The organism is Streptomyces sp. NPDC042371 (assembly GCF_056437465.1).
In genome coordinates this window covers 349,061-368,165 of record NZ_JBWKAP010000008.1, presented here as the reverse complement: position 1 = coordinate 368,165, position 19,105 = coordinate 349,061, and the positions used below count along the sequence as shown (strand labels likewise).

Below are 19,105 nucleotides of genomic sequence, written 5' to 3'. Positions count from 1 at the left end.
CCCGCGGCGAACAGCCGCCGACGGAACGGGAAAGCGGGCCCCGGGCTGCGTCGCGCCGCCTACCGTCACCGCCCATGGACTGGTTGAGCACCGAGAACACCATCGCCGTGCTCACGGCTGTCCTCGGGCTCGCCGCCACCGTCGGCGCGCTCTGGTACGAGCGGCGGGTGCCGCGCCGCAAACGCATCGGCTACCGCGTCCAGTTGGACACCGCCATAGGGGACAACGTCCGGACGGGCGGCGCCAACACGCGCCTCGGCCTGTTCGACGAGACCCCCGAGATGTCCGACGCCACGCTCGTCCTGCTGCGCGTCGAGAACGACGGCTCGCAGGCCGTCTCCGACGCCGACTACAGCGGGCGCGCGCTGCACGGCCTCACCGCGGTCTTCACGGGACGCACAGTCCGCGGCCTCGCCGTCACCGCGCCGTCCGGCGACGACCACCTGATGGAGCACTTCACTCCGGCGGCGGGCCTGCGGTACGAGGGCAGCACCCTGCACATCCCGCGCGTCCCGCTCAACAGGGGCCAGCACTACAAGCTCCTGGTCCTGCTCACCGGCGGGCCCGTCGGCGGCGACGTCACCCTGTCCGGCGGCATCCAGGCCGGTGACGTACAGCCCAACCGCTCCACCACCCTCGACGGCAAGCCGCCGCTGCTGTCCAGGCCCGCGCAGCTCCTGACCGTGCTGCTCACCCTGTCCGTGGTCACGCTGGCCTCGATCATCGTGCTGCGGGAGGACGATCCGCCGCCCATCGAGTGCGCGACGGGCGAGCTGACGGTGCTCGGCTCGACGGCGTTCGCACCGGTCGCCGAGGAGCTCGCCGAGAAGTACGAGGAGGACTGTCCCGGCTCCGACATCACGGTCAGCGCGCACGGCAGCGCGGCGGGCGTGCGTGAACTGGATGACTCCGGGAGGAAGTTCGGCCGGGCCGGGGGAGGAGGGAAGGGGGCGCCGCCTCTTCTTGCCTTCTCCGACGGGGCCAAGTCCGACGGCTTTCCGCGGCTCGCCGAGACGCGCGTGGCGGTCTCCGTCTTCGCGCTCGTCCTCAACGACCGCGTGCCGCTGCGCAATCTGACGCTGCCCCAGGTGCGCCGCCTCTACCGCGGCGACGTACGCAACTGGAAGGAGCTCGGCGGGCCCGATCTGCCGGTGGTCCTGGTCAGCCGGGGCTCCAGCTCGGGAACCCGCGACACGCTCCAGCGCCGCGTCCTCGGCGGCGCCTTCGAGATCAAGGCGTCGTCCAACGACTGCCTGGGCAAGGACGACCCGTCCGTCCCCGTCACCCGCTGCGAACTCGACTCCACCGACCAGGTCATCGACGCCGTCGGCCGCATCCCCGGCGCCATCGGCTACAGCGAACTCCGCGCCGCCGCCGGTCTCAAGGGCCTGCACCGGCTCGACCTGGAGGGCCACGCCCCCTCGGCCGAACAGCTGGAGAAGAGCGGCTACCCCTACCGCGAGATCGAGTACGCCTACACGTACGGCCTGCCGCCCGCCGACTCCCTCGCCGCGGGGTTCCTCGCCTACGCGCGCGGCACCGGCCTCGACGTCATCCGCACGCACGGCCATCTGCCGTGCGCCACGCCTGAGGGGCTCCGGGTGTGCGGAGAGGGGCGCCTCGGCAGTGGTGCCGGGGCGCCCCTCTCAGCGAGCTCGGACTAGCGGGTATCGCGGGTAATGCGGGTAATGCGGGTAATGCGGGTAATGCGGGTTACACGCGCTACACGGGTTACACGAACGAATTGATCTCGATCGTCTCCGTGCGGCCCGGGCCCACGCCGATCGCGGAGATCGGCGCGCCGGACATCTCCTCCAGCGCCTTCACGTAACCCTGCGCGTTCTTCGGCAGGTCGGCGAAGGTCTGGGCCTTGGTGATGTCCTCGGACCAGCCCGGCAGCATCTCGTAGATCGGCTTCGCGTGGTGGAAGTCGGTCTGGTTGTACGGGAGCTCCTCGACGCGCTTTCCGTCGATCTCGTACGCCACGCAGACCGGGATCTGCTCCCAGCCGGTGAGGACGTCGAGCTTCGTGAGGAAGAAGTCCGTCAGGCCGTTGACGCGCGTCGCGTACCGGGCGATCGGGGCGTCGAACCAGCCGCAGCGGCGGTCCCGTCCTGTGGTGACACCGCGCTCGCCGCCGATGGTGCGCAGCGCCTCACCGTCCTTGTCGAACAGCTCCGTCGGGAACGGGCCCGCGCCGACGCGGGTCGTGTACGCCTTCAGGATGCCGATGACCCGGCTGATCTTCGTCGGGCCGACGCCCGTACCCGTGCAGGCGCCGCCCGCGGTCGGGTTCGAGGAGGTGACGAAGGGGTACGTGCCGTGATCCACGTCCAGGAGCGTGCCCTGGCCGCCCTCGAACAGGACGACCTTGTCCTCGTCGAGCGCGTTGTTGAGGATCAGGGTGGTGTCGGCGACGTACTGCTTGATGTTCTCGCCGTGCTCCAGGAGCTGCTCCACGATCTGCTCCGCCTCGATGGCGCGCCGGTTGTAGAGCTTGGTGAGGAGCTGGTTCTTGATCTCCAGCGCCGCTTCGACCTTCTGCTGCAGGATCGACTCGTCGTAGAGGTCCTGCACGCGGATGCCGGTGCGGTTGATCTTGTCGGCGTAGGTCGGGCCGATGCCGCGGCCCGTCGTGCCGATCTTGCGCTTGCCGAGGAAGCGTTCCGTCACCTTGTCGACGGTCACGTTGTACGGCGTGATGATGTGCGCGTTGCCGCTGATCAGCAGCTTCGACGTGTCGACGCCGCGCTCGTTCAGACCGCTCAGCTCGGAGAGCAGGACCGACGGGTCGACGACGACTCCGTTGCCGATGACGGGCACGCAGTCCGGGGAGAGAATCCCGGAAGGGAGGAGATGCAGCGCGTACTTCTGGTCGCCTACGACGACCGTGTGGCCGGCGTTGTTGCCGCCCTGGTAGCGCACTACATAGTCCACGGAGCCACCGAGCAGGTCAGTGGCCTTTCCCTTGCCTTCGTCACCCCACTGAGCACCGAGCAGCACAAGTGCGGGCACAGGCGTACACCCCTTCCGGGCGGGGCATGTCCAAGGTCTGGGGCCGTAGCCGCCGATGGGTGTGCCTTGGATGCTGCCCCGGAATAGACGAAGCCCCTGGCGCAATAGCGCAAGGGGCTCTTGCACAAAGATGCTACCCGAGGTCTCAAAGAACGGCTAAAAGAAAGGGCGCACGTTGTCGGCTCGCGACCAGCTCCTAGTCGTCATCGACCCGGTCGCCCGGCGCACGGACGGTGAGTCGGTACGGATCGCGAAGGATGTGCTCGGTGCGGGCGCGGCGGTCCGTGTCTGCCTCCCCGACGGCCCCGAGGACTTCGCGAAAGCGCTGGCCAGGAGGGGTGCGCGACGGCTCGTGGTGGTCGGTGACGATCGGGCGCTGCTGCGGGCGGTCGCCGTGCTCCACCGGGAGCGGGACCTCGCCGGATGCGGGCTTTCGGTCGTCCCCGTGGGGGCCGCGCAGACGCTCACGCGCGGGCTCGGGGTGCCCGCGGGGGCGGTGGCCGCGGCGCGGGCGGTCCTGGAGGGCGCCGAGCGGAGGCTCGATCTGCTGGTGGACGACAGTGACGGGGTCGTGCTCGGGGATCTTCGGATTCCGCCGGTGGTGGGGGTGGCTGAGGAATCCCTGGGGGAGGGTGATGTCTCCTCCTCGCCGGTGGCCACCGGGGGGTCGTCCCGGGTGATCGCGGGGAGCGCGGCGGAGGGGCATGCGTGGCTGCGCTCGTGCCAGTCGTTCGTCCGCACCCTCGCCACACGTCCCACGCGCCCTGCCCGTCCCGCCCGTCCCACGCCGCCCACCCGGCTCCGGATCGAGGTCGACGGGGTCACCCTCGTGGGCCTGGACCAGCCGGTCGAGGGGGTGCGCGTCACGGCGGGGGGCGGCGGCCTCGCGCAGGTGGAGGTGCGGCGGGCTTCGGTGGGGGCGGGTGGGGGGTCGTCGGGTGGGGGGTCGGGTGGGGGTGCGGATGCGGATGCAGGTGGGGGTGCGGATACGGATGCGGGGCTGATGCGGGTGCGGGCGCGGACGGTGACGGTTTCGGGGGCGGATTTCCGGTATCGGGCGGATGCGGTGGTGGCGGGGCCGGTGCGGACGAGGACGTGGACGGTCAGGCCTATGGCTTGGGGGTTGACGCTGCCGCGGTAGGCGGGGACGCGTTTTGGGCGGGACGCGCTTTGGGTGGGCGTCTGCGCCTGGGGTTCGGTTGTGGGTGCGGGGCCGCGGGGGTATGTACGTACTCGCTATCCCTGCGCCACGCCTGGAGAGCTTCTGGCTGTCAGGGTTGGCTCGGTGCTCCGTGCGCACATACCCCCGCGTCCCCTCCCGTCTCGTACGCGACTGCGGGCCGACGGGGGGGGCGGAGGGCCTCCCCGGGCAGCCCCGGCTCCTACCCCCGCTGGACGTCGCGGGGCAAACGGGTGGGTGGGATAGATCCGCCGCGAAGCGGCGGGCTTGGGGCTCCTGCCCCCGCCGGACGGCGCAGGGCGGTGGTGGGGCCGGGTTCATGGCTCTACCAGCAGCTCCCTGAAGCCGCGGATGACGAAGTTCGGGGTGCGGGGCGGGTCCGCCGCCAGCCGGAGGCCCGGCGCCCTGCGGAGCAACGCGCTCAGGGATGCCGCCAGCTCGATGCGGGCGAGCGGCGCGCCGATGCAGTAGTGGATGCCCGCGCTGAAGGAGATGTGCGGGTTGTCGCGGCGGGTCAGGTCCAGGTCGGCGGGGCGGGCGAAGACCGCGGGGTCGTGGTTGGCGGAGCCGAAGAGGAGTGCCAGCTCCGCGCCGCGCGGGATCGTCACCCCGTCGATCTCGATGTCGTCGAGGACCCAGCGCTCGAAGAGCTGGAGCGGGGTGTCGTACCGCATCAGTTCCTCGACCGCCGTGGGGACGAGGGCGGCCGGGTCCGCGCGCAGGGCGGCCAGTTGGGCCGGGTTGCGGAACAGCGCGTGCCAGCCGTTGACCGTGGCGTTCACCGTCGCCTCGTGCCCCGCGTTCAGGAGGAGCACGCACGTCGAGATCATCTCCTGCTCGCTGAGCGACTCCCCGTCCTCGTACGCCGCGATCAGGCCCGAGATCAGGTCCTCGCCCGGCTTCTCCCGGCGTACGGCGATCAGCTCCCGCAGGTACGAGGAGAATTCGACGGAGGCGCGGACCGCGCGCGCCGCCGTCGCCGCGGGCGGGTTCAGTTCGTACATGCCGCAGATCGCCGCCGACCAGGGGCGCAGCAGTGCGCGGTCGCTCTCCCGGATGCCCAGCATCTCGGCGATGACCGCCACCGGCAGCGGTTCGGCGACGCGCGCCACCAGGTCACCGCCGCCGTCCGCCACCAGGTCGCGCGCGAGCTCGTCCGCCAGCTTCTCGACGTACGGCCGGAGCTGCTCGACGGTCCGCGGCGTGAACGCCTTCGACACGAGGCGGCGGATGCGGGGGTGGGTGGGCGGCTCCAGGTCCAGCATGCCGTTGTCGTTGAGGACGTGGAACGGCTCGTGCTCGGGCGGCGGGGGCCTGCGGCCGAACTCCTCGTGCGTGAAGCGGTGCAGATAGGTGCGGCCCAGGCGCCGGTCGCGCAGCAGGGCCGAGACGTCCGCGTGGTGCGGGATCAGCCACTGGTCGGTGGGCGCGCTGTAGTGGGCGCGGCCCGCCTCGCGCAGGCGCGCGTACGCCGGATAGGGGTCGGCGACGAACTCCGGTGACGAGGGGGCGAAGACCTCTGCCGCTTCGAACGCTGCATCCATGGAGGGACGCTAGTGCCGCTCACCCCGGCGTGACCAGCCTCGCTTCGTACGCGAACACCGCCGCCTGCGTGCGGTCCCGCAGCCCCAGCTTCACCAGGACCCGGCTGACGTGCGTCTTGATGGTGGACTCGGCGACCACGAGCCGCGAGGCGATCTCCGAGTTCGACAGGCCCTGCGCGATGAGGACGAGGACCTCCGTCTCGCGCTCGGTGAGCTCGCCGTACTGCTGCGCCTGGACCGTCGCCGAGAGCCGCGGGGTCTCCGCGAGCTTCGAGAACTCCGTGATCAGACGGCGCGTCACGGTCGGCGCGAGCAGCGCCTCGCCGGAGGCCACCACCCTTACGCCGTCCGCCAGTTGGCGTGCCGAGGCGTCCTTGAGGAGGAAGCCGGAGGCGCCCGCGCGGAGTGCCTGGTAGACGTACTCGTCGAGGTCGAAGGTGGTCAGGACCAGGACCTTGCAACCATCAGTGTCGCCCTCGGAGGCGATGATCTCGCGGGTCGCCTCGATGCCGTTCAGCTCGGGCATGCGGATGTCCATGAGGACGACGTCGGGGGCGAGTTCGCGGACTCGCCGGACCGCCTCCCGGCCGTTCACGGCCTCCCCGATGACCTCGATGTCGGGCATCGCGTTCAGGAGGACGGAGAAGCCCTCCCGCACCATCATCTGATCGTCGGCGATCAGCACCTTGATCGTCATGCGTCTTCTCCCGCCGGGTCCAGCCGGTCCGCGAGCGGCACCGGCAGGAAGACCGTGACCTCGTAGCCGCCGTCCGCGGCCGGTTCCGCCGTCATCTCGCCGTTCAGCATCGAGACGCGCTCCCGCATGCCGGTGATGCCGTGTCCCGCGCCCGGGGACGGCTTGACCAGGCCGGTCGCGGGGCCGTTCACGATGCGCAGGCCGAGGCCGCCGAGGACGTAGCCGACCTCGACGCGGGCCGCGGCGCCGGGCGCGTGGCGCAGGCTGTTGCTGAGCGCTTCCTGCACGATGCGGTACGCCGAGAGCTCGACGCCCTGCGGCAGCTCGCGGGCGGCTCCGGTGATCACCTTGTCGACGGTCAGGCCCGCGTCGCGGACGTTGGCCAGGAGCCGGTCGAGGTCGGCGAGCGTGGGCTGCGGGGCGTCCGGCGCCTCGTAGTCCTCCGCCCGTACGACGCCGAGGACGCGGCGCAGTTCGGTGAGCGCGGACACCGCGTTCTCGCGGATCGTGACGAAGGCCTGCTCCAGCTCGGGCGGCGGGTTCTCCACGCGGTAGGGCGCGGCCTCGGCCTGGATGGCGACCACCGACATGTGGTGGGCGACCACGTCGTGCAGCTCGCGGGCGATGTTGGTGCGCTCCTCAAGGAGGGTGCGCTTGTCGCGCTCGATGGCGGTGACGGTGCGCTGCACGGTGACCTCGTGCTGCGCCTCGCGGCGCACGTGCACCACGGTGGTGACCAGCAGTCCGAGTGCGGAGAAGAACAGCATCATCGGGCCGTCGGACGCGCCGCCGGGGCTGCCGAGGGCGACCTCCATGACCAGCGCGTACCCCGCCGTGCCGAGCCACATCCACACGGCGGTGCGCGGACCGGTCCTGGCCGCGACGACGACCATCACCACGATGTGCCCGAAGAACGCGGGGGGCGTCCACGGCCACCCGTCCCAGGTGTTGCCGAGCACCGCGGTGAACGGGGCCGAGACGAGCGAGACCCAGAACGCGCCGACCGGCCTGACCATGGTCATCAGGATGGCGGCCGCCGGGATGAGGCCGGTGAGGAGGTGCGCGATCCCCCCGCCCAGGCTCAACTGGTAGGAGATGAAGAGGGTGATCAGTGCCGCGCCGATCAGCAGGGCGTGCGGGGTCCACACGGCGTACGCCCGTATCCGCTTCGGCAGGAGGCGGGCCATCCGCCCCTCCATCGTCCTGGGAGGCAGCAGCCGGTAGGCGAAGGGGTCGCGGAAAAGCGCCTCGCGCAGGCCGCCGAGGGCCTCCCGCACGAGGTGGTACTCGGGGCTCTTCTGGCCGCTGGCCTTGAGCTGCTCAGTCGTTTCGGTCACGTCTACGAAGGTACGGGCCGGAGGCAACCCGGTCGTCCACAGCGAGACGGGTTCCGCGGGGTCCGTCGCAGGTACTACTCGCGGGGTGACCTCGGCGGGTAGCCCTACTGCCTGCCCGAGGGGCGCACCACCCCCGTCTCGTACGCGAACACCGCCGCCTGGGTCCGGTCGCGCAGGCCCAGCTTCACCAGGATGCGGCCGACGTGCGTCTTCACGGTCTGCTCGGCGACCACGAGCCGCACCGCTATCTCCCCGTTCGACAGGCCCTGCGCGATCAGGGCGAGGACCTCCGTCTCGCGCTCGGTCAGCTCGCCGACGCGGGGCTTGAGGGGGCCGCGCGTCCCGTTGTCCATGCGGGCGAACTCCGCGATGAGGCGCCGGGTGATCCCGGGCGCGAGCAGCGCGTCCCCGGCCGCCACGACGCGGACGGCCTCCGCGAGCTGGTCCGCCGACGCGTCCTTGAGCAGGAAGCCGGAGGCGCCCGCGCGCAGCGCCTCGTACACGTACTCGTCGAGGTCGAAGGTGGTCAGGACCAGGACCCTGACGTCCGGGACGCCGGGCAGCTCCGCCGTGATGCGGCGGGTGGCCTCGATGCCGCTCAGCTCGGGCATGCGGATGTCCATGAGCACCACGTCCGGCGCGAGCTCGGCGACCTTGGCGACCGCGTCCGCGCCGTCGACGGCCTGGCCGATCACCTCGATGTCCGGCTCCGCGTTCAGCAGGACGGAGAAGCCCTGCCTGACCATGATCTGGTCGTCGGCGATCAGCACCTTGATCGTCATGGCTTGGTCTCTCCGTCGGTCGGCGGGGCGTCGGTCGGTGGCGCCTCGGTCGGTGGCGCGTCGGTGGATATCGCGTCGGTGGGTATCGCGTCGGTCGGTGTCGTGTCCTTGGGCAGGGGGGCCGGGAGGAACGCCGATACCTCGAAGCCTCCGTCCTGGGTGGGGCCCGTCGCGAGGTCACCGCCCAGCATGGCCACCCGCTCCCGCATGCCGAGCAGGCCGTGGCCCGCGCCGGGCGAGGGCGGCGCCTCGGTGTGCCCGCCGGAGTCGGTGACCCGGAGGTGCAGCCCGGCCCGTGCGTACGCGAGGTCGATCCGCACCGTCGCGCCCGGCGCGTGCCGGATCGCGTTGCTGAGCGCCTCCTGCACGATGCGGTACGCCGACAGGTCGACGCCCGGCGGCAGCGGGCGCGGCTCCCCCGCGCTCTCGTTGCGGACGGTCAGTCCGGCCGCGCGCGCGTTGTCGACGAGGGCGTCCAGGCGCTCCAGGGTGGGCAGCGGGGTCTGCGGCGCGAGCTCCGGGTCCCCGGGGTTCTCCGAGCGCAGGACGCCGAGGACGCGGCGCAGCTCGGTGAGGGCTTCGAGCGCGTTCTCCCTGATGCCCGCGAGGTTCTCCCTGAGCTCCTCGGGCGGGTCCTGCACCAGGTGCGGGGCGACCTGCGCCTGGATGGAGATCACGGACATGTGGTGGGCGACCACGTCGTGCAGCTCGCGGGCGATGCGGCTGCGCTCCTCCAGGAGGGTGCGCCTGGCCCGCTCCTCGGCGGTGATCGTCTCCTGCTCGACCAGCTGGTCACGGGTCTCTCGGCGGCCGCGCAGCAGCGTGCCGAAGAGGGTGACGGCGCCGAACACGAGCGCCGCCAAGGGCACCGTCGTGTCGTACGGGCCGGGGTTGCTCGTCTGTTGCAGCAGGAGCGGGACGCCGAGGCTCAGGACGCACGCGGTCCAGGCGGCCCTGGGTGGCACCCGCAGCGCGAGCAGCAGGGACACCGTCGCGTGCGCTACCAGTGCCGGGGGACCCCACGGCCAGGGTTCCGGGCCCTGGACGAACGGCACCGTCGCCATCGCGGCGGCGGCCGTGCTCACCCCGAGGGACAGCCACCACGCCGGTACCGGGTGCACCAGCGCGAGCAGCATCGCCGCCCCCAGCAGCAGCGCCATCAGCGTGCCGCCCGAGTGCCCGAGGTGGTAGCGCTGCGAGAACTGGTCGAGGTTGCCGACGGTCGTGCTGACGGTGAGGACCACGATCACGGCGTGCACGGCCCAGCGCAGCAGCCGGGGCCGCCGGAGCGGCGGCAGCGGCATCCGCGCCACCGTCACCAGCTCCTTGCGCAGACCGTTCAGGCCCGCCACGACCGACCCGCCGGATCTCTCCCCGTCGCCGCTCCCGCGGCCCGCTCCGTCCACAAGATCAACCCTAGACACGCCGCATCCCCTCCGCTCCCGCTGCCCCTGGCCGGTGCCGGGGCCGGTGCCGGGCCCGCACCACGGACGCCCCCGCCCGCCGCCCGGCCCGACCGCCCCGCTCGTACGACCGGAACGCCGACCAGCAGACCGCGAGCCCAAGACCGAACACCGGCAGCCACGCGACGCGGGCCAGCACCCAGCCCGGCCCGTCCGGCACCGTGTGCAGACCGGGCAGCGGGCCCCCGGCGAGCAGACCGAGCGCGGTGACCGCCATCAGAGCCGTCTGGTGCCAGAGGAATATCGTCATCGCCGAGACGTTCACCAGGGCCACCGCCGCCCAGGCCGCGGGCCTGCGCAGCCACCGGGCCAAGGGCTCCTTGAGCAGCAGGGCCAGACCGCACTGGGCCAGGCCGAAGGCGACGACCGCGAGGGTCGGCGGATCCAGGTTCGACACCGCCTCGCCCGGGACGCCGACCATGGACGCCGGATACCCGGCCCACAGGACAAGACCCGCGGTGGCCGCCGCGCCGCCCACCAGGAGCACCCGCCCCGACCTCCGCGTCAGCTCGCCCCGCGCCCAGGCCGCGCCCAGCGTGTACGGCACGAGCCAGCCCGCCGCCACGTTCACCCAGCCGAGCCAGGCCGGGCCGCCGAAGCCGAACCGCGCGAGATCCACGTGCAGAACGACGGCCAGCGGCCACAGCGGGTTGAGCCGCCGCACCATCGGGGTGGCCGCCGTGAGGGCGGCGAAGACCAGCAGGAACCACAGGGGCGACAGCGCCAGCTTGACCAGCGTGTGGACGGTGTCCAGGTCCGCGCCCGACAGGAGCAGGCCCACGGCGACGGCGGTCCACAGCGCGAGCAAGGCGGCCACCGGCCTGAAGAGGCGGCCGAGCCGGGCGGCGAGCCATGCGCGGTAGCCCATGCCCCGCTCGCGCGCCGACGCATAACTCTTCGTCGCCACATGCCCGCCCACCAGGAAGAACACGGCCAGTGTCTGGAAGACCCAGGAGATCGGCGCGAGCCACGGCATGGCGCCCAGGGGGCTCGCGGCGCGCAGCACGCCGCCGTCCGACACCAGGGCGGTGACCAGCCAGTGCCCGCCCACCACACCGAGGATGGCGAAGGCCCGCAGGGCGTCGACCGCGCGGTCCCTGCCCGGGGGCGTGGCCACGTCGACACGTCGGACGAGAACGGACAGGCGGCGCTCACGCATGACTGACCTCCGATGCGTCCCCGCGCACGATCCGTGCGAGGTTGCCGAGCGGGACCGAGCCCGGCTTCAGATAGTCGCTGTGGCCGCCGTCGCCCGCCGCGAAGACCCGGGCGCCGAAACCGGCGGAGACCGGATCGGTGCCGAAGCCGACGGTCGTGCCGAAGACGTCGGCGCTGGTGTGCGGCACGTCGGCGATCCAGTCGTCGGCGCCGCGGCCCGCCCAGACCCGGGCCCGGGTGTGCAGGTCGGCGGCCTTGTCGACGCCGGTCCCCGGGCTGCCGTAGAGCACGATGTCGGCGACGTCCAGGCCGCGCGGGCCCGCTGCGGCGCTGCCGCACACCACCGAGCCGTACGAATGGCAGAGCAGGGACACGCGCGCGTGATCGTTGATCCCGTGGAGCCCTGCGACGAAGGAGCGCAGGGCGGGCGCCGCGCCGTCCGCGCGGCCCGTGGTCAGGACGGCGGGGCTGACCGTGCCCGGCGTCTCGTACCCCAACCAGGCCACGACGGCCGTGCGGTGACCCGGCTCCACGTGCCGGGCGAGCTCCGCGTGCAGGGCGAGGGCGCCGGAGCGCAGCCTGCCGTACGCATCGAGGGACGTGTCCGAGCCCGGGACCAGGACGGCGACGCGGTCCGCGCCCGTCAGGTCGCCGAACACCTCGGCGGTGCGGCCCGTGCCGCGCCCGTCGAAGGCGAGGAACTGCCGGTCGGGGGAGGCCATGGCGCGCAGGGCCGCGGCCCGCTCCGCCGCGCCGTACCCCTCGGCCAGGGCTGCCGCCTCCGTGGCGTTCGCCCTGTTCGCCTCATAGGCGTCGGCGAGCGTCGCCGCCGTGACGCGGCCGAGGGCGGCGGGGACGGGAGCCGGGATCTCCGGGCGCGCGGCGCCCGACACCGGGATCACCACGGCGGCGGCGACACCTACGGCCAACAAGGTGCGGCGCAGCCGCCCGGCCCGGATCCTCATCACGTCCTGCCCTTCCGTGTCCGCACGGGCCGGGGCTCCGACTCGTGCTCACGGAAAGGAAGTTATGGATCGGACGCTGTCGCTCACATCACACTGGGGTATACAGCCGCGGATAGCTCTCAGGTATTACGGGTATCCCCAGGGGTGACACCTGGGCCTCAACCGACGCAGGTCAGAACGCCAGTTGCGCGATCTCCTCGGCGACCACCGCGCACGCGTCCGCCGCCGGGTCGATCAGCGGGAAGTGCCCCACGTCCTCCAGGAGCGTCAGCCCCACCACCTCGCCCGCCTTGGCGGCCGCGTCGGCGTACGCCTCGGACACCTCCTGCGGCACGACGATGTCGGTGCGCCCCTGCACCACGGTCGTGGCGATGCCCGACGGGAGCAGCGCCGCCGGGTCGGCGTACGGCAGGCGTTCCTCGAACCGGTCCGTGCCGCCGAGGAGTTGCGCGGCCGCGCCGCCGCAGACCTCCAGCGCCTCGGCGGTCCGGAAGTCCGCGATCGGCGCGAGCGCGACGACGCCGCGCAGCAGGGCGGGGCGGCCGGTGCGCCAGGGCGCGTCGGCGGGCAGGAGATGGCGTGCGGCCGCCCACAGCGCGAGGTGGCCGCCCGCGGAGTGCCCGGTCACGACGGTGCGGCGCGGGTCGGCCGAGGGCAGCGCATCCCGTACGAGCGCGGGCAGGGCGTCGAAGGCGGCGGCCACGTCGTCGAAGGTCTCCGGCCAGCGCCCGGCCACCGGGCTCGTGCCGCCCTGCGCGGGGATCGGACTGCCCCTGCGGTACTCGACGTTGGCCACCGCGAAGCCGCGGCGCGCGAGGAAGTCGGCGAACGGTGTGACGTGCTGCCGGTCGTAGGGCGCCCGCCACGCGCCGCCGTGCAGGACGACGACGAGGGGCGCGGAACCGGCACCGTGGGCGTCACCCCTGGGGGCGTAGAGGTCCACGACCTGGTCGGGGTGCTCGCCGTACGCGACGGTGGCGTCCGGCTTCACGGCGGGATGCGAGAAGGCGGCTTCGGCCTCGGCGGCATCGCGGGCCACGGCGGCGTCGTCCGGCATGCGGCAACCTCTCAACAGCAGTGCGGCTTGCGGGCGGGCCCCCGCCCTTCCGGGGTGCGGAAAAGCGGGGGCAAGATCCGCCGGACGCTATCAGGCCAGCGTGCGAGCGAGGACACGAGCCGCCCGCTCGGCATCGCCGAAGGAGACGTACAGCGGCGTGAATCCAAACCGCAGCACGTCCGGCGCGCGGAAGTCGCCGACCACGCCCTGCTCGACGAGGCGCCGCATCACGTCACCGGCACCCTCGCAGCGCAGCGCGACCTGACTGCCGCGCTCGGTGTGCGCGGCCGGGGTGAGGGACTCGACGAGGCCCTCGGGCACGTACGCCTCGACGCACCGCAGGAAGAAGTCCGTCAGGGCGAGGGACTTGGCGCGCACGGCGTCGATGGAGACGCCGTCCCAGGCATCGAGCGACGCCTCAAGGGCGAGCATCGACAGGATGTCCGGCGTGCCGACGCGACCGCGCAGCGCCCCGTCGGCCGCCTCGAACTCGGGCCGCATCCCGAAGGGTTCGGCGTGCGAGTTCCAGCCGGGCAGCGGGGAGTCGAAGCGGGACTGCAGGCTTTCGCGTACGTAGATGTAGGCGGGCGCACCCGGGCCGCCGTTGAGGTACTTGTAGGTGCAGCCCACCGCGAGGTCCACGCCGTGCTCGTCCAGGCCGACCGGCAGGGCGCCCGCCGTGTGGCACAGGTCCCAGACGGCGAGCGCGCCCGCCGCGTGGATCGCCGCCGTAAGACCCGGCAGGTCGTGCAGGCGTCCGGTGCGGTAGTCGGCGTGGTTGAGCAGGACGGCGGCGGTGCGGTCGCCGAGGACGCCGGGGACGTCGCCCGGTGCCACCGGCAGGAGGCGGCAGCCGGTGAGGCGGGCCGCCGACTCCGCGATGTACCCGTCCGTGGGGAACGTCGTGGCGTCAACGATGATCTCGTCGCGCCCCCCGGAAGGGTTGTCCTGGGACCCGGTGCCTCCGGGGCCCCCCGTGCCTTCGGGGTCCCGTGCGATGCGGACCGCGGCCACCAGGGCCTTGAAGACGTTGACGCTGGTGGAGTCGCCGACCACGATCTGGCCGGGGGCGGCGCCGACGAGCGGGGCGATGCGGTCGCCGATGCGCTCGGGGGCGGTCCACCAGCCGCTCTCGTCCCAGGAACGGATGCGGAGCTTGCCCCACTCGTGGGTCATCACTTCGGCGAGGCGGCCCGGCACGTTCGCGGGCAGTGCCCCCAGGGAGTTGCCGTCCAGGTACACCGTCTCGTCGAGGACGAACTCCTTCCGCTTGGCCCGGAGTTCATCGGCGGCGTCCAGGACCTCGGCCTCGGTCCGCAGGTCGTCCCGCAGGTCAGACATGGCTCCTCGCAGTCCACAGCTCGGGAAACACGTTCTTCGTAGCACGCTTCTCCAGCCAGGCCACGCCCGCGGAGCCGCCCGTGCCGGTCTTGGAGCCCATGGCGCGGCGGGTGGCGACCAGGTGGTCGTTGCGCCAGCGCCAGACCAGCTCGCCGACGTCCGTCAGCGTCTCGCCGAGGCGGGCCAGGTCGCCGCTCTCGTCGCCGGAGTAGAGCTCGGTCCAGACGGCCTCGACCTCGGGCGAAGGCTCGTAGCGCTTGGCGAGGTCGCGCTCCAGGACGGACGCCGGTATCGCGTAGCCGCGCCGCGCGAGGAGGCCGAGCACCTCGTCGTACAGGCTCGGCTCCTGGAGGGCCTTCTCCAGCTCCGCGTGGACGCGCGGGGCGCCCCGGTGCGGGACGAGCATCGACGCGGACTTGTCGCCGAGCAGGAACTCCATGCGGCGGTACATCGCGGACTGGAAGCCGGAGCCCTCGCCGAGCGCGCTGCGGTAGGAGTTGAACTGGCCGGGGGTGAGCTGGGCGAGCGGGCGCCAGGAGGCGTTCAGGGCCTCCAGCTCGCGCAGGCTGCGCTTGAGCGCGGCCACCGCCACGGGGACGTCGTCGCGGCGCAGGGCGTGCGCCGCGGTCTCCCACTCGTGGACGATCACCGTGAACCACAGCTCCATGACCTGGGTGGTGACCAGGAAGACCATCTCGCCGGGGTCGTCCGAGCGCAGGTGCTGCAGGTGGGTGAGGACGTCCGCCTGGACGTAGTCCTCGTACGGGGTGGTGCCTGCGAAGTCGAGGTTCGGGCTCTCCGCCTCGTTGACCTCGGTGGACGCCGCGCGCTCCTCGGGGGATGCCTCATGCGTCTCTGGGGACATCACTGTCTCCTCGATACGTACTCCGGGTAGCGGTCCGCCCCTGCCGTTACCGACACGGGGGCCCCGGTCCCCACCGGAATCTTCTGCAACTTTCCCGGAATCGGCAAGACACGCCCACACCGGACAGCAGCTAAGCCCTTACGCCACTTTCCTCCGCACCGGAGTGCTCGCGGCGCCGCTCCCGGCAGGCGCGCAGATGGGCGGCGTTCCCGCAGCCGCGGACCGAGTGCCAGACGCCGCTGTTGTTGCGGGAGCGGTCGTAGAACGCGGCGGAACAGGCCGCGTTGCGGCAGATCTTCAGGCGGCGCCAGTTGTCCGCGGCCTGGGCGAGCAGCCCCTCGGCGAGCACCGCGGACGCCAGCCAGCGCGCGCCCGCGCCCTCCGGCTCCAGGGTGAGGGTGCCGTCTCCCGCGAGCCCGACGACGACCGGCGCGGAGGTGAACCGCACCGCGTCGCCCCCGCAGTCGCCCGCGGTGAGCGCGCGCCGCACCTGGTCGCGCAGACAGCGCAGCTTGGGCAGGTCGTCGTCGGTGAGCACGAGGTGTACGTCACCTCTGCCGGTCTCCCGCGACCAGCCGCGCACCGCCTGGTCGGCCCACTCCTGGACGGCACCGAGCGAGCCGTCCGCCAGCAGGTCGGGCAGGTCGGCGGGGGTGGCGGGCGCGGTGTTCAGGAGGTCCTGGACAAGGGCGAGGCCGCCGGGCGCGGCGGTCAGACAGTGGCGCTCGGTCGCGGGCCAGTTCATACCTTTCACGGTACCCGCCCCCGAGAGGACATGAGTAAAAGACTTACAGTGCTGTCGTGGGCGTACGATGCCGATATGGATGCCACGGAAACCACTGCCACGGAAGCCACCACCTCCCGCGCCGCACGACTCCTCGACCGCCCCTTCGACATCAACGGCCTCAGCCTGCGCAACCGCATCGCCATGGCCCCCATGACCCGTAACTTCTCCCCGGACGGGGTGCCGGGCGCGGACGTGGCGGAGTACTACGCACGCCGTGCCGCGGGCGGTGTCGGCCTGATCATCACCGAGGGCACGTACGTCGACCACGCATCGGCGGGCAGCAGCCACCGCGTCCCGCGCTTCCACGGCGACGCCCCGCTCGCGGGCTGGCGGCAGGTCGCCGGGGCCGTGCACGCGGCGGGCGGCAAGATCGTCCCGCAGCTGTGGCACGTGGGCGCGACCCGCAACGAGGGCGACGGGCCCTTCCCGGACGCGCCCCCGGCCGGTCCTTCGGGCCTGGACCTGAACGGCGATGCGAAGGGCCACGCGCTGACGTCCGCCGACATCGACGACGTCGTCGCGGCCTTCGCGCGCGCGGCGGCCGACGCCGAGCGGAACGGCTTCGACGGTGTCGAACTGCACGGCGCGCACGGCTACCTGATCGACCAGTTCTTCTGGAACCGCACCAACCGCCGCACCGACGGCTACGGCGGCGGCCTCGCCTCCCGCGCCCGTTTCGCGGCCGAGATCGTCGAGGCGGTGCGCGCGGCGGTCTCGCCGGACTTCCCCGTGATCTTCCGGCTCTCCCAGTGGAAGGCGAACGCCTACGACGAGAAGCTGGCCGCGGACCCGGCCGAACTGGACGCACTGCTCGCCCCGCTGGCGGCCGCGGGCGTCGACGCCTTCCACGCCTCGACGCGCCGCTACTGGCTCCCCGAGTTCGACGGCGACGACCTGAACCTCGCGGGCTGGGTCAAGAAGATCACCGGCAAGGCCGCGCTGTCCGTCGGCTCGGTCGGCCTCGACAAGCAGTTCACGGCCGCGGAGACGTTCTCCACGGAGACCACGTCGACCGCCGGCATCGACCTGCTCCTGGATCGCATGGAGCGCGACGAGTTCGACGTCATCGCGGTGGGCCGCTCGCTGATCGCGGACCCGGAGTGGGCCGACAAGGCGCTGACCGGCCGCCTGTCGGAGGCGGTCCCGTACGACGCGGAGATGCTGCGCAGGCTGGTCTGACGTCGTCTGCGGCGCCGCTGTGGCTGGTCGCGCGGTTCCCCGCGCCCCTGAAAACCCCCGGCGCCGCTGAAGGCCGGGGCCGGGGGGGATCAGCCCGTCCGGCGATTGAGGACGAGGCCGTTCAGGCCGATGAGGGGGTCCGGGGGCAGCGCCCCCGTGACGGCAACCCGGACCCCGCTCACGTCAGCCGAGCGTCTTCGCCGCGGTCTCCGAGGAGTCCCGCAGGAAGCCCGCGCAGCGCTCGTACTCCTCCTGCTCGCCGATCGACTGCGCGGCCCGCGCCAGGGCGTGCAGCGCGCGCAGGAAGCCGCGGTTGGGCTCGTGCTCCCACGGCACCGGGCCGTGGCCCTTCCAGCCGCTGCGGCGCAGGGAGTCGAGGCCGCGGTGGTAGCCCGTGCGGGCGTACGCGTACGACTCGACGACGCTGCCCCGCTCGTACGCCTCGTCGGCGAGCTGGGCCCAGGCGAGCGAGGACGTCGGGTACTTCGCGGCGACGTCGGCGGGTGCCGTGCCGTTCGCGAGGAGCTCGCGCGGCTCCGGGTCGTCGGGCAGGTGGGTCGGGGGCGGTCCCCCGAGGAGATCCTTGTGAATGGCCATGGGACCAAGTCTGCGGTATGCCGTCACGGCGAAGGCCCCGGGTCACCGACCCGGGGCCTTCGTAGTGCCTTCGTACGCGCGGAGCGCGGGGTTACTTCAGCTTCGTGCCCGTGGAGCGCAGGTTCGCGCAGGCCTCGGTGACGCGCTTGGCCATGCCCGCCTCGGCGGACTTGCCCCAGGTGCGCGGGTCGTACGTCTTCTTCGAGCCGACCTCGCCGTCGACCTTCAGGACGCCGTCGTAGTTCTTGAACATGTGGTCGGCGACGGGACGCGTGAAGGCGTACTGCGTGTCCGTGTCCAGGTTCATCTTGACGACGCCGTTCTCCAGCGCGGTCGCGATCTCCTCGGCGGTCGAGCCGGAGCCGCCGTGGAACACGAAGTCGAAGGGCTGCGCGCCCGCGGCCTTGCCGTGCTTGGCGGCGACGCCCTCCTGGAGGTCCTTGAGGAGCTCCGGGCGCAGGACGACGTTGCCCGGCTTGTAGACGCCGTGGACGTTGCCGAAGGACGCGGCCAGGAGGTAGCGGCCCTTGTCGCCGAGGCCCAGGGCCTCCGCCGTGCGCAGCGCGTCGTCAACGGTCGTGTACAGCTCGTCGTTGATCTCGTGCGTGACGCCGTCCTCCTCGCCACCGGTGGGGGTGATCTCCACCTCAAGGATGATCTTCGCGGCGGCGGCCTTCGCGAGCAGCTCCTGGCCGATGGCCAGGTTGTCGGCGAGGGTCTCGGCGGAGCCGTCCCACATGTGCGACTGGAAGAGCGGGTTGCGACCGGCCTTGACGCGCTCGGCGGAGACGTCGAGCAGCGGACGGACGTACGTGTCCAGCTTGTCCTTGGGGCAGTGGTCGGTGTGCAGCGCGACGGTGATGTCGTACTTCGCGGCGACGATGTGCGCGAACTCGGCGAGGGCCACGGCGCCCGTCACCATGTCCTTGTTGTGCTGGCCGCCCAGGAACTCCGCACCACCGGTGGAGATCTGGATGATGCCGTCGCTCTCGGCCTCGGCGAAGCCACGCAGCGCCGCGTGCAGGGTCTGCGAGGACGTCACGTTGATCGCCGGGTAGGCGAACTTGCCTGCCTTCGCCCGGTCGAGCATCTCGGCGTAGACCTCGGGAGTTGCGATGGGCATGTGTCCGCTCCTTGT

At 72.4% G+C, this 19,105-nt stretch carries 17 protein-coding genes; 3 read left to right on the top strand and 14 right to left on the bottom strand.

Annotated features, from left to right (window positions below; genetic code table 11):
* Positions 1-74: 74 nt before the first annotated feature.
* The gene (locus AC068B_RS25885) at positions 75-1,664 is read left to right on the top strand and encodes a substrate-binding domain-containing protein (protein ID WP_478674025.1); all 1,590 of its coding nucleotides are present in this window, start codon (positions 75-77) and stop codon (positions 1,662-1,664) included.
* A gap of 67 nt (positions 1,665-1,731) precedes the next feature.
* Here AC068B_RS25885 and AC068B_RS25880 read toward each other — a convergent pair whose 3' ends face one another.
* A complete protein-coding gene (locus AC068B_RS25880) occupies positions 1,732-3,015 on the bottom strand; it encodes an adenylosuccinate synthase (RefSeq protein ID WP_478674024.1) in 1,284 nt (427 codons plus the stop codon).
* Positions 3,016-3,190: 175 nt separating this feature from the next.
* Between AC068B_RS25880 and AC068B_RS25875 the strand changes: the two genes are divergently transcribed.
* Positions 3,191-4,156 carry a diacylglycerol kinase family protein gene (locus AC068B_RS25875; RefSeq protein ID WP_478674023.1) on the top strand — a complete coding sequence of 322 codons (966 nt, stop codon included), beginning with the start codon at positions 3,191-3,193 and terminating at the stop codon, positions 4,154-4,156.
* Between the two features lie 356 nt (positions 4,157-4,512).
* Here the strand turns inward: AC068B_RS25875 and AC068B_RS25870 are convergent, their stop codons facing one another.
* From AC068B_RS25870 to AC068B_RS25820, 11 genes are all read right to left on the bottom strand, one after another.
* Positions 4,513-5,739 (bottom strand): cytochrome P450, encoded by a 1,227-nt coding sequence (locus AC068B_RS25870; protein WP_478674022.1) that lies wholly within the window; start codon positions 5,737-5,739, stop codon positions 4,513-4,515.
* A 19-nt stretch (positions 5,740-5,758) separates the two neighbouring features.
* Positions 5,759-6,436, bottom strand: a complete 678-nt coding sequence (locus AC068B_RS25865) for a response regulator (RefSeq protein WP_478674021.1) — start codon at positions 6,434-6,436, stop codon at positions 5,759-5,761.
* Entirely contained in the window at positions 6,433-7,773 is a 1,341-nt protein-coding gene (locus tag AC068B_RS25860) for a sensor histidine kinase (RefSeq protein ID WP_478674020.1), read from the bottom strand. Before AC068B_RS25860 ends, AC068B_RS25865 begins: the two co-directional genes overlap by 4 nt.
* Before the next feature lie 104 nt (positions 7,774-7,877).
* Complete coding sequence (locus AC068B_RS25855) at positions 7,878-8,555, bottom strand: response regulator (RefSeq protein ID WP_478674019.1); 678 nt, start codon at positions 8,553-8,555, stop codon at positions 7,878-7,880.
* Complete coding sequence (locus AC068B_RS25850) at positions 8,552-9,961, bottom strand: sensor histidine kinase (protein WP_478674018.1); 1,410 nt, start codon at positions 9,959-9,961, stop codon at positions 8,552-8,554. The genes AC068B_RS25855 and AC068B_RS25850 overlap by 4 nt, the downstream gene beginning before the upstream one ends.
* A gap of 10 nt (positions 9,962-9,971) precedes the next feature.
* Positions 9,972-11,177: an acyltransferase family protein gene (locus AC068B_RS25845; protein WP_478674017.1), complete on the bottom strand. Its 1,206-nt coding sequence runs from the start codon at positions 11,175-11,177 to the stop codon at positions 9,972-9,974.
* Positions 11,170-12,141 carry an alpha/beta hydrolase gene (locus AC068B_RS25840; RefSeq protein ID WP_478674016.1) on the bottom strand — a complete coding sequence of 324 codons (972 nt, stop codon included), beginning with the start codon at positions 12,139-12,141 and terminating at the stop codon, positions 11,170-11,172. Before AC068B_RS25840 ends, AC068B_RS25845 begins: the two co-directional genes overlap by 8 nt.
* A 172-nt stretch (positions 12,142-12,313) precedes the next feature.
* Positions 12,314-13,198: an alpha/beta hydrolase family protein gene (locus AC068B_RS25835; protein ID WP_478674015.1), complete on the bottom strand. Its 885-nt coding sequence runs from the start codon at positions 13,196-13,198 to the stop codon at positions 12,314-12,316.
* Positions 13,199-13,288: 90 nt separating this feature from the next.
* On the bottom strand, positions 13,289-14,539 hold the full coding sequence (gene kynU / locus AC068B_RS25830; RefSeq protein WP_478674014.1) for a kynureninase: 1,251 nt from the start codon (positions 14,537-14,539) through the stop codon (positions 13,289-13,291).
* Positions 14,532-15,404, bottom strand: coding sequence for a tryptophan 2,3-dioxygenase family protein (locus AC068B_RS25825; RefSeq protein ID WP_478674013.1), 873 nt, complete (start codon positions 15,402-15,404; stop codon positions 14,532-14,534). Before AC068B_RS25825 ends, kynU begins: the two co-directional genes overlap by 8 nt.
* A gap of 130 nt (positions 15,405-15,534) precedes the next feature.
* A complete protein-coding gene (locus tag AC068B_RS25820) occupies positions 15,535-16,149 on the bottom strand; it encodes a CGNR zinc finger domain-containing protein (protein ID WP_478674012.1) in 615 nt (204 codons plus the stop codon).
* Positions 16,150-16,224: 75 nt separating this feature from the next.
* Between AC068B_RS25820 and AC068B_RS25815 the strand changes: the two genes are divergently transcribed.
* Positions 16,225-17,370 carry an NADH:flavin oxidoreductase gene (locus AC068B_RS25815; protein WP_478674011.1) on the top strand — a complete coding sequence of 382 codons (1,146 nt, stop codon included), beginning with the start codon at positions 16,225-16,227 and terminating at the stop codon, positions 17,368-17,370.
* 183 nt (positions 17,371-17,553) lie between these two features.
* Here AC068B_RS25815 and AC068B_RS25810 read toward each other — a convergent pair whose 3' ends face one another.
* Both AC068B_RS25810 and fbaA read right to left on the bottom strand, forming a co-directional pair.
* Positions 17,554-17,967, bottom strand: a complete 414-nt coding sequence (locus AC068B_RS25810; RefSeq protein WP_468566478.1) for a DUF3151 domain-containing protein — start codon at positions 17,965-17,967, stop codon at positions 17,554-17,556.
* A 91-nt stretch (positions 17,968-18,058) separates the two neighbouring features.
* Positions 18,059-19,090, bottom strand: coding sequence for a class II fructose-bisphosphate aldolase (fbaA, locus tag AC068B_RS25805; RefSeq protein WP_478674010.1), 1,032 nt, complete (start codon positions 19,088-19,090; stop codon positions 18,059-18,061).
* Between the last annotated feature and the right edge of the window lie 15 nt (positions 19,091-19,105).

What these genes read in the sequence shown, in the direction of transcription:
- AC068B_RS25865 (WP_478674021.1), bottom strand. Translation starts at nt 6,436, where the DNA reads ATGACGATCAAGGTGCTGATCGCCGACGATCAGATGATGGTGCGGGAG.
- AC068B_RS25845 (WP_478674017.1), bottom strand. Translation starts at nt 11,177, where the DNA reads ATGCGTGAGCGCCGCCTGTCCGTTCTCGTCCGACGTGTCGACGTGGCC.
- AC068B_RS25835 (WP_478674015.1), bottom strand. Translation starts at nt 13,198, where the DNA reads ATGCCGGACGACGCCGCCGTGGCCCGCGATGCCGCCGAGGCCGAAGCC.
- kynU (WP_478674014.1), bottom strand. Translation starts at nt 14,539, where the DNA reads ATGTCTGACCTGCGGGACGACCTGCGGACCGAGGCCGAGGTCCTGGAC.
- fbaA (WP_478674010.1), bottom strand. Translation starts at nt 19,090, where the DNA reads ATGCCCATCGCAACTCCCGAGGTCTACGCCGAGATGCTCGACCGGGCG.
- AC068B_RS25815 (WP_478674011.1), top strand. Translation starts at nt 16,225, where the DNA reads ATGGATGCCACGGAAACCACTGCCACGGAAGCCACCACCTCCCGCGCC.
- AC068B_RS25825 (WP_478674013.1), bottom strand. Translation starts at nt 15,404, where the DNA reads ATGTCCCCAGAGACGCATGAGGCATCCCCCGAGGAGCGCGCGGCGTCC.
- AC068B_RS25840 (WP_478674016.1), bottom strand. Translation starts at nt 12,141, where the DNA reads ATGAGGATCCGGGCCGGGCGGCTGCGCCGCACCTTGTTGGCCGTAGGT.
- AC068B_RS25870 (WP_478674022.1), bottom strand. Translation starts at nt 5,739, where the DNA reads ATGGATGCAGCGTTCGAAGCGGCAGAGGTCTTCGCCCCCTCGTCACCG.
- AC068B_RS25855 (WP_478674019.1), bottom strand. Translation starts at nt 8,555, where the DNA reads ATGACGATCAAGGTGCTGATCGCCGACGACCAGATCATGGTCAGGCAG.
- AC068B_RS25820 (WP_478674012.1), bottom strand. Translation starts at nt 16,149, where the DNA reads ATGAACTGGCCCGCGACCGAGCGCCACTGTCTGACCGCCGCGCCCGGC.
- AC068B_RS25885 (WP_478674025.1), top strand. Translation starts at nt 75, where the DNA reads ATGGACTGGTTGAGCACCGAGAACACCATCGCCGTGCTCACGGCTGTC.
- AC068B_RS25810 (WP_468566478.1), bottom strand. Translation starts at nt 17,967, where the DNA reads ATGGCCATTCACAAGGATCTCCTCGGGGGACCGCCCCCGACCCACCTG.